We start from the raw sequence: 8,911 nt of genomic DNA on the forward strand, positions 1-8,911 counted from the left end.
CTCCTACCCCTACCCCTCCTCCTTCTCCGCCTCATCCACCGCGGACGGATCCTCCCCGGTGGGCATGGTGGGTCGGCGGGATCGCCATTCCGCTGGCCGGCATCCTGGCGACGGTGATCTTCAGCAACGACCCGGAGCCCGTCTCGGCTCCTCCCCCGGCACCCGCCCCAGCCTCCAGCAGCGCGCGAACCGGACCGAGCACACTGCCGAGTCCGGACCAGGCCTGGGGGGAGAGCGAGTCGCCCACAGCGACTTCGAGTGACACGGTGTCCGCGAGCCCTTCGGCCACCTCGGATGTCGACCTCACGGCGCCGGCCGGGTACGCAGAGGCGACCGAGACCATGTGGGGGCTCGCGCCGGGGTCCTGCGAACACTCCGAACAGCAGATCGTCGACCTCGACGACGGCATGAGCCGGGTGGAATCCGGCGACGGCGTGGTGAAGGACCCCCGCGGAGCGGAACTCCTCTACTGGCCGTCCGAAAGCTGCATCGACGACTTCGGCGACTATCAACTGCGCGCCCTGCCCAACACCCGCGTGGGACTCCTGCAGGCCGGCATGCCGAAGACCTTCGAGTCCTGCAAGGCCGCGTCCGGGACCGGTTTCGGAGGCCTTCAGCTCTCCGACGGAAGCGAGAGCGAAGCCCGGGGTTTCGTCGAAGGCGCGGCCGTGTGCTCCGTCACCGACCACGGCGCCGTTTCCATGGCCCTGATCGAGCACATGGACGGTGGAACATTCGACGACGTGTCGGTCAGCGGCAGGCTCTACGTGTGGCGGAAGTCGCCCTGACCCGCCTCGTCCAGCCCCCCGGCAGCAGCACTTCCGCACGCGAAGAACCGGCAGCAGCACTTCCGCACGCGTAAAAGGAGTTAAGGACCGACCAGGGGCCGTGCTTGCATGAGCCCCATGATGTCCACCGACCGCTTGCTCGCCTTCGCGGCGATGTCGTTCCTGTTGATCGTGATCCCGGGGCCCAGCGTGCTGTTCGTGATCGGGCGGGCGCTGGCGCACGGCCGGCGCGCGGCGATGACGACGGTCGCCGGCAACACGATGGGCGCCTTCCTGCTCGTCGTGGCCGTGGCCCTCGGAGTCGGGTCGATCGTGGAGCGTTCCGTCCTCGTCTTCACGGTGCTGAAACTGGCCGGTGCCGCCTACCTGGTGTACCTGGGCGTCAAGGCGTGGCGGCAACGCGGCTCGCTCCAGGACGCGTTCACCGGCGAGAAGGCCGGACAGGGCGGGCTGCGCACGTTCTGGGACGGGTTCGCCGTCGGTGTGGCCAACCCCAAGACCATGGTGTTCTTCGCCGCTGTGCTGCCGCAGTTCGTCGACCGCGCCCAGGGACACATCGCGGTGCAGATGCTGGTGCTCGGGCTGGTCTTCAACATCATCGCCCTGGCCTCGGACAGCCTGTGGGGACTGCTCGCGGCAACCGGCCGGGACTGGTTCGCCCGCTCGCCCCGGCGCCTCTCACTCGTCGGAGGCATCGGCGGCGTCACGATGATCGGCCTCGGCGTCACCGTGGCCGTCACCGGGCGCAAGGACTGACCGGCCCGCGAACCGGCCGCGTATCAGCTCCGGGACGGCCTGGGTGCCGGCGTCCGCCGCGCCGCCGGAACGATCGCCGGGGCGGGGTCCTCGCCGAGGAAGAAGCGGCGCACGACGCGTTCGGCGGCGTGCCCGTCGTCGTACGGGCAGAAGCGCTCACGGAAGGCGCCGCGCAGCGCGGTGGCCTCCGCGTCGCACCAACGGCCGCTGCGGAAGGCGTCGATGAGTTCGTCCTCCGTGGTCACGACGGTTCCGGGGGTGTCGCCCGGACGGCCGGAGACGAGGTCGAACGTGACACCGCGGACGGCGTCGTAGACCTTCCGGTCGGAGGCGTCGATGACGAGGGGGCGGTCGAGGTTGGCGTAGTCGAAGATGAGGGACGAGTAGTCCGCGATGAGCGCGTCCGCCGCCAGGCAGAGGTCCTCGACGGACGGGTGACCGGACACGTCGATGACGCTGCCCTGTTCGGCGAGGTCCCTCAGCTGCGGGGTCGGCTGGTCGAGGCGGTGGGTGCGGACCAGCAGGACGAAGTCGTCGCCCAGGGCCTTGGCCACGCGCCCCAGGTCGAACGCCGGGGTCCACTCCTTGTGGTGCTCGCGGTGGGTCGGCGCGTACAGCAGCGCGGTCCTGCCCGGCGCGATGCCCAGCCGGTCGCGGACGGCGGCGACGTCCTCGGCGGTCGAGGTGAAGAAGCGGTCATTGCGCGGGTAGCCCACATCGAGCGACTCGAACGTGCCGGGGTACACGCGCTCCCACTGCTCCGTGGAGTGCCGGTTGGAGGAGACGCTGAGGTCCCAGCGGTTCACCTGCTCCAGCAGCCGGCCGAAGTCCATGCCCTGGGCGGCGGCGGGATACGCCTGCTGGTCCATGCCCATGCGCTTGAGCGGGGTGCCGTGGTGCGTCTGCAGACAGACCTGCCCCGGGCGCTTGGCGATGTCGTCCGGGAAGGCCGCGTTGCTCACGAAGTACGTGGCGCGAGCCGTCACCTCCCCGTAGCGGCGCGAGCCGGGCACGACGTAGTCGATGCCGGCGGGCACCTGGTCGGCGAGTTCCTGACGGACCACCCAGACGCCGTGCACCTGCGGGGCCAGTTCCTTGGCCTTGTCGAAGACCGCGGCCGGGTTGCACGACGGCAGCAGGTTCTCGTACGAGGTGTAGACGGCGAGGTGCGGATCCAGCGGGCGCCGGCGCTGGAAGGTCGCCAGGCTCGTGGCCGCGTGCTTGCCGACCCGGCTGGTGGCCCCGAGGACCTTCCTCGGTCCGGCCCGCTTGACCCGGGCGGCGAACTCCGTCGCCTGGTAGGTGCGGAAGGACCGCTTGGCCAAGGCGCGCATGTGCACGCCCATCGCTCCGCCGGGCAGCGCGAAGCCGTCGGGGATGTGCGCGGCGTAGAAGTCCGCGGTGCGGCCGAAGTAGTCCTTGCGGTCGGCGGGCCTGACGCGCTCGGTACGCTTGAGCGAGAACAGCATGTGGTGCAGGGCGCGCTCGAACAGCATCGGCTTGGACCAGGTCAGTTCGGGCCGTGCGTCGAGGAAGGCGAACAGGCCCTCGTACTGCTCGAAGATGTCGAAGTGCTTGCGGCCCGGCGTCTTCGTGATCGCGCCGTGGCGGCGCTGGCGGTATTCGACGCCGACCCTGTTCAGACAGCCGATGCGCTCGGCAGTGACCATCGCCATCTGGGTGACCGGCGCGTCCTCGTACAGACCGGGCGCGTACTGGAAGCCCTGCTCCAGGAAGAACTCACGGCGGAACGCCTTGTTCCAGGCCACCAGGAAGAGATGGACGTACTCGGGCCGGTCCTGGAGGCGGAAGACGTCCGTGCCCGCCCGCTCGAACAGCTCCGCGGACTGGCTCGGGCCGCCCTTGCCGTGCCAGAAGGTGCGGATGTGGTCGAAGACGAGGATGTCCAGGTCCCCGACCGCGTCGAGCCGGGCGGCCAGCGCCTGCAGCAGGCCGGGGGTGTAACTGTCGTCACTGTCGAGGAAGAGGACGTAGTCGCCCGTCGCACGCTGGAGTCCGGCGTTGCGCGCCCGGCCGAGACCCACGTTCTGGGGCAGGTGCACGGCCTGGACACGCGCGTCGCGGGCCGCGTACTCGTCGATGATCTCGCCGCAGGAGTCCGGGGAGCAGTCGTCGACGGCGATCACCTCGATGTCCTGGAAAGACTGCCCGAGGACGGAGTCCAGGCACTCGTGGAGGTATCCCTGGACCTTGAACACGGGGATCACAACACTGAAACGAGGCATGCGGGGAACTCCAGATGACATACAGGTTATCGGGGTCGAACACGAAGACTACCGACCCCGGGGATGCCTCCGTCGCGCGCTCTCCCCGTCGCCCGGAGTGGGCCGGGGCGAGCGGACCGTGGTATTCCGGCTGCGCCGGCGCCGCACCCGGGTGGCTAATCATTCCGGTTTGTCCTGAGAGTCCGGTACCTATAGATTCCCGCCGTGCCGTCCCGTTGGCTGGTGCCTTCCGGCGCGCAGCCCGGCGACGACGCGACCCGTCATCGCCGACTGGGAGGGCCCCGCCCGCATGTCCGGAACTGATCGCCGGTGGACCGTCGCGCTGCGCGGAGCCTGGAGGGACGGCACGCTGTGGCCCTGGTGCCTGGCGGCCCTCGCGGCGGCCTGCGGATACGTGGTGGCGACCGTCTTCCACCCCGGCTACCTCAGCGCGGACAGCAACACCCAGCTGTGGCAGGCGCTGGGCGACGAGCCGGTGAACGACTGGCACCCGCCGGTGATGGCCCTCGCCTGGCGGATCCTCATCGGGGTCACCGGCGACTTCTCGGTCATGGCAGCCGTGCAGACCGCCGTGCTGTGGGGCACGCTGTGGGTCCTCGCCCGGCTGGTGTGGAAGGGCACCGCCAGTCGCGGACTCTCCCTCGCGGTGCTGGCCGTCGGCTTCGCGCCGCACATCATGAACCTCACGGGCGTGGTGTGGAAGGACGTGCACCTGGCGTACGCGCTGCTGGCCGTCTTCGCGATCGCGCTCACCGTGCGCGGGCTGCCCCGGGACCGGGTCAGGACCCGCTGGGCCCTGCTGGTGCTGGGCCTGCTGTTCCTCACGTACGCGGCCCTCGTCCGCAAGAACGCCATCCCCGCCACGATTCCCGTCTTCGCGTTGCTGGTCCTCGCGGCCTGGCCGGCCCCGGGCCGGCGCCGCTGGCTGGCCGCCACCGGTGTCTTCGTCGCGGCCGTGACGGTCGGCAGCACCGCCGTGAACGCGGCCACCGATCCGTTGCCCACCCGTGTGTACGCGGTGATCCCGGTGGACGACCTCATCCACGTTCTCACCCCCGACCAGGTACGCACCGCCGCCGAACGGGCCGGCGCGGACGCGGACCTGCGCGACCGCCTGGTCACCGCCGCCACCACCTGTCAGAAGCGCGGCATCACCTCCGACGGCTATCTGCAGTGCTTCCCGCAGAGCCGGCCGTTCGACGTCACGTATCTGGACCGGCGCGCCGACCTCCTGGTCCGGATGTGGACGCAGCAGATGCCGAAGCACTGGAAGGGCTACGCGGAGTACCGGGCCCGGGTCTTCACCAAACTGCTCTTCCAGAGCAACCAGACCTTCTGGGACGGCACCCGCGTCAACGCGGGCGCCCGGCTGCACCCCGAGGCGCGCAAGCAGCCGCTGAACGACACGCTGCGATTCGCCCTGCGGAACTACGTGACCGGGGCCGCCCGCGACCTGCCGATGCTCTTCCAGGGCTGGTTCTGGCTGGCCGTCTCGCTGGTGCTCGTGCTGCGCCGCCGCTGGGCCGGACCCCACGCACGGGAACTGCGGCTCCTGGGGGCCAGCTCCCTCCTGTACATCCTCGCGTACCTGCCGACGGCTCCCGAGTCCAACTACCGATACGTGTACTGGCCCGCGCTCGCCGGGACGGTCGCGCTCGTGCTCATCGCGACCGCCTGGGCGGCGCGCCGCCGCGAGGCGGCCGGTGATCCGGACGCGCGCCCCGCCGCGCTTCCGGCCGGCCGGTCCCCGCAAGCCGCCCCGGCGGGCCCGCGCGAGGACGCCGGCGCCACCGTGTGACCCCGGGCGGGCGCCTCCCTCACACCGCCACGTACGTCACCGGATCGCTCCCCGCCAGCGCCTCGGCGCGGCCCAGCTTCACCAGCCGGCGCAGGTGCGACTCGGCCTCCGAGACGGCGATGTTCCGCGAGCCGTAGGGGATCTGCTCCCAGGGCCGGTTCCACTCCATGCGCTCGGCCAGCTGCCACGGCGTGAGCGGTTCGGCGAGCAGGGCGAGGAGGCCGGTCAGGCGCTCCTCGTGGTGGTCCAGGAGTTCCTGTACGCGGCCCGCGGCGTCCGCGAACGCGTGCTGGTGGGCCGGAAGGACCTCGGCCACGCCCAGGCGGCCGATGCGTTCCAGGGAGTCGAGGTAGTCGCCCAGCGGGTCCGTGGCGGCCGTGGCGTCGTCCGGGTCCTCGTAGAGGCCGACGTGCGGGCTGATGCCGGGGAGCAGGTGGTCGCCGGAGAAGAGGCGGCCGCGGCCGGGGAGGGCGGCCGGGTGGTCCTCCTCCAGGTGCAGGCAGACATGGCCCGGGGTGTGGCCCGGTGTCCAGATCGCGCGCAGGGTGCGGCCCGCCAGGTCGAGGAGTTCGCCCGGCACGATCTCGCGGTCCGGGACCGCCGCCCGCAGCCCGGGGAGGGTGCGCATGCGGCCGCCCTTCTCGCGGGCGGCCAGCAGTGGGGCGATGTGGTCCTCGGGCGCGCCGACCGTCGTCAGCTTCGCCGCCAGGTAGGCCAGCCAGGTGCCCGGTTCCGACTCCCGGGTGCGGCGGACGATCGCCGTGTCGGCGGCGTGCATGGCGATCCAGGCCCCGGACGCCTCGCGGACCTGGCCGGAGAGGCCGTGGTGGTCGGGGTGGTGGTGCGTGATGACCACGCCATGGATCTCGGCGATGCCCACGCCCACGGTGGCGAGCCCCGCCGTCAGGGTGTCCCAGGCCTCCGGGTCGTCCCAGCCGGTGTCGATGAGGACCGGGCCGCGGTCCGTGTCGAGCAGATGGACCAGCGTGTGGCCCAACGGGTTGTCCGGGATGGGGACCTTGATGCTGTGGACGCCTCCACCGTGATTGATCACCTGCGTCATGAACTCCCCATCTCTCCGCGGCCTCGGCGGCGTGCGGGGTACGGCCACGACGCGCCGGATCCACTGTAACGAGAACTTGTTCCAGTGGTAGCCCCGGTCGACCATCCGCATCGGTCCGATGCGGCCGTGGCCCGGTCGCGGGCTCGACGGGCCCTGTTCCAGCCGTGGACTCCTGGAACTGGAACTGGTATCAGTTCTGACACAAAGTCAGCTACGGGAACCAGTCAGTCGGTCGGGGTCACGTGCCGCGTCGCGGGAGGCAGCAGCCATGAGCGAGCTTGTCGAACACGGAAAACTGTTCATCGGCGGGGAGTTGGTGGATCCGCTCGGACGGGATGTCATCGAGGTCATCTCCCCGCACACCGAGCAGGTCATCGGCCGCGTGCCGCATGCCGCCGAGGGGGACGTGGACCGGGCCGTCGCCGCCGCCCGGCAGGCGTTCGACCACGGGCCCTGGCCGCGGATGTCACTGGACGAGCGCATCGCCGTCGTCACACGGATCAAGGACGCGTTCGCCGTACGGTACGAGGAGATCGCCCGGGTCATCAGCTCGGAGAACGGCACCCCGTACACCTCCAGCGTCATGGTGCAGGCCCTCGCCGCGATGATGGTGTGGGACGCGGCAATCACTGTCGCCCGCACCTTCCCGTACGAGGAACGCCGGGACGGGGCGCTCGGCCCGCTCCTCGTCCGGCGGGAGCCGGTCGGGGTCGTCGCGGCCGTCGTGCCGTGGAACGTGCCCCAGTTCACCGCCGCCGCCAAGCTCGCGCCCGCGCTGCTCGCCGGCTGCTCGGCCGTCCTCAAGGTCTCGCCCGAATCACCGCTCGACGCCTACATCCTGGCCGAGATCGTCACCGAGGCCGGGCTGCCCGAGGGCGTGCTGTCGATCCTGCCCGCGGACCGCGAGGTGAGCGAGTACCTCGTCGGGCACCCGGGCGTCGACAAGGTCTCCTTCACGGGGTCCGTCGCCGCCGGCCGGCGCGTCATGGAGGTCGCCTCGCGCAACCTCACCCGCGTCACCCTGGAACTCGGCGGGAAGTCCGCCGCCGTGATCCTCCCCGACGCCGACCTGGACGCCGCCGTCGCCGGCATCGTGCCCTTCGCCTGGATGATCAACGGCCAGGCCTGTGTGGCCCAGACTCGGATCCTCGTGCCGCGTTCCCGCTACGAGGAGACCGCCGAGGCCTTCGCCGCCGCCGCCGGCGCGCTGAAGATCGGCGACCCCCTCGACCCCGCCACCGAACTGGGCCCGCTCGTCGCGCAGCGCCAGCAGCAGCGCTCCCTCGACTACATCCGGATCGGGCAGGAGGAGGGCGCGAAGGTCCTGACCGGAGGCGGCCGTCCGGCGTCGCAGGAGCGCGGCTGGTACGTGGAGCCGACCCTCTTCGGCGACGTCGACAACGCCATGCGCGTCGCCCGCGAGGAGATCTTCGGCCCGGTCATCTGCCTCCTGCCGTACGGCGACGAGGACGAGGCCGTGAAGATCGCCAACGACTCCGAGTACGGCCTCAGCGGCAGCGTCTGGACCGCCGACACCGAGCGCGGCATCGACATCGCCCGCCGGGTCAGGACCGGCACGTACAGCGTGAACACCTTCAGCCTCGACATGCTCGGCCCGTTCGGCGGCTACAAGAACTCCGGCCTGGGCCGGGAGTTCGGGCCCGAGGGCTACGGGGAGTACTTCGAGCACAAGATGATCCATCTGCCCGCCGGGTACGGGAGCGAGGCCTGATGGGAGACCGGTGGAGCGTCGAGGTCGACCGGGGTGTCTGCATCGGGTCGGGGATGTGCGTGAACCACGCCCCGGACGGCTTCCGGCTGGACACCGCCCGGCAGTCCCACCCCGTGGACCCGGAGACCGACGCCAACGAGCGGATCCTGGCCGCCGCCGAGGGCTGCCCGGTCGAGGCCATCACGGTGGCGCTGGCCGACTCGGGTGAGGTGGTGTTCCCGCCGGAGGACTAGTTGTATTGCCCTGTGAGGTTGGGGACGCGGCTGGCGGGTGGTTTGCCGGCGAGCGCGGTGTGGCCGCGGTGGTGATTGTAGGAGTGGAGCCAGTAGGGGAAGGCGTCGCGTCGTTCCTGTTCTGATCGGTAGGGCTTTGCGTAGGCCCATTCGTCGAGCAGGGTGCGGTTGAGGCGTTCGACCTTGCCGTTGGTCTGTGGCCGGTAGGGCCGGGTTCGCTTGTGGGTGATCCCGGCCGCCGTCAGGGTCTCGCGCCAGAGGTAGGACTTGTAGCAGGCGCCGTTGTCGGTCAGGA

8 protein-coding genes are annotated in these 8,911 nt (G+C 70.9%); 5 read left to right on the forward strand and 3 right to left on the reverse strand.

Features of this window, described 5'->3' with window-relative positions:
• Positions 1–266: 266 nt before the first annotated feature.
• Complete coding sequence (locus tag EAO72_RS13285; protein ID WP_187285030.1) at positions 267–788, forward strand: hypothetical protein; 522 nt, start codon at positions 267–269, stop codon at positions 786–788.
• Positions 789–905: 117 nt separating this feature from the next.
• On the forward strand, positions 906–1,544 hold the full coding sequence (locus EAO72_RS13290) for a LysE family translocator (protein ID WP_148017806.1): 639 nt from the start codon (positions 906–908) through the stop codon (positions 1,542–1,544).
• 23 nt (positions 1,545–1,567) lie between these two features.
• Here the strand turns inward: EAO72_RS13290 and EAO72_RS13295 are convergent, their stop codons facing one another.
• Entirely contained in the window at positions 1,568–3,790 is a 2,223-nt protein-coding gene (locus tag EAO72_RS13295) for a bifunctional glycosyltransferase/CDP-glycerol:glycerophosphate glycerophosphotransferase (RefSeq protein ID WP_148017504.1), read from the reverse strand.
• 289 nt (positions 3,791–4,079) lie between these two features.
• Between EAO72_RS13295 and EAO72_RS13300 the strand changes: the two genes are divergently transcribed.
• Positions 4,080–5,588 (forward strand): hypothetical protein, encoded by a 1,509-nt coding sequence (locus EAO72_RS13300; protein ID WP_148017505.1) that lies wholly within the window; start codon positions 4,080–4,082, stop codon positions 5,586–5,588.
• A 19-nt stretch (positions 5,589–5,607) separates the two neighbouring features.
• Here EAO72_RS13300 and EAO72_RS13305 read toward each other — a convergent pair whose 3' ends face one another.
• Entirely contained in the window at positions 5,608–6,651 is a 1,044-nt protein-coding gene (locus EAO72_RS13305; RefSeq protein WP_148017506.1) for an MBL fold metallo-hydrolase, read from the reverse strand.
• A gap of 268 nt (positions 6,652–6,919) precedes the next feature.
• On the opposite strand from EAO72_RS13305, the gene EAO72_RS13310 reads away from it, so the two are divergent.
• Positions 6,920–8,383, forward strand: coding sequence for an aldehyde dehydrogenase (locus EAO72_RS13310; protein ID WP_148017507.1), 1,464 nt, complete (start codon positions 6,920–6,922; stop codon positions 8,381–8,383).
• On the forward strand, positions 8,383–8,616 hold the full coding sequence (locus EAO72_RS13315; protein WP_148017508.1) for a ferredoxin: 234 nt from the start codon (positions 8,383–8,385) through the stop codon (positions 8,614–8,616). Before EAO72_RS13310 ends, EAO72_RS13315 begins: the two co-directional genes overlap by 1 nt.
• Here the strand turns inward: EAO72_RS13315 and EAO72_RS13320 are convergent.
• On the reverse strand, positions 8,613–8,911 hold a 299-nt coding region (locus EAO72_RS13320), incomplete at its 5' end, for an integrase core domain-containing protein (protein ID WP_148017807.1). The two genes, EAO72_RS13315 and EAO72_RS13320, sit on opposite strands and share 4 nt — an antisense overlap.

It is taken from the genome of Streptomyces sp. OR43 (assembly GCF_008042275.1).
Lineage (GTDB): Bacteria > Actinomycetota > Actinomycetes > Streptomycetales > Streptomycetaceae > Streptomyces.

Bases quoted from the DNA above. Each gene is read 5' to 3' on its own strand.
- EAO72_RS13295 (WP_148017504.1), bottom strand. From the start codon at position 3,790: ATGCCTCGTTTCAGTGTTGTGATCCCCGTGTTCAAGGTCCAGGGATAC.
- EAO72_RS13315 (WP_148017508.1), top strand. From the start codon at position 8,383: ATGGGAGACCGGTGGAGCGTCGAGGTCGACCGGGGTGTCTGCATCGGG.
- EAO72_RS13310 (WP_148017507.1), top strand. From the start codon at position 6,920: ATGAGCGAGCTTGTCGAACACGGAAAACTGTTCATCGGCGGGGAGTTG.
- EAO72_RS13300 (WP_148017505.1), top strand. From the start codon at position 4,080: ATGTCCGGAACTGATCGCCGGTGGACCGTCGCGCTGCGCGGAGCCTGG.
- EAO72_RS13305 (WP_148017506.1), bottom strand. From the start codon at position 6,651: ATGACGCAGGTGATCAATCACGGTGGAGGCGTCCACAGCATCAAGGTC.
- EAO72_RS13290 (WP_148017806.1), top strand. From the start codon at position 906: ATGATGTCCACCGACCGCTTGCTCGCCTTCGCGGCGATGTCGTTCCTG.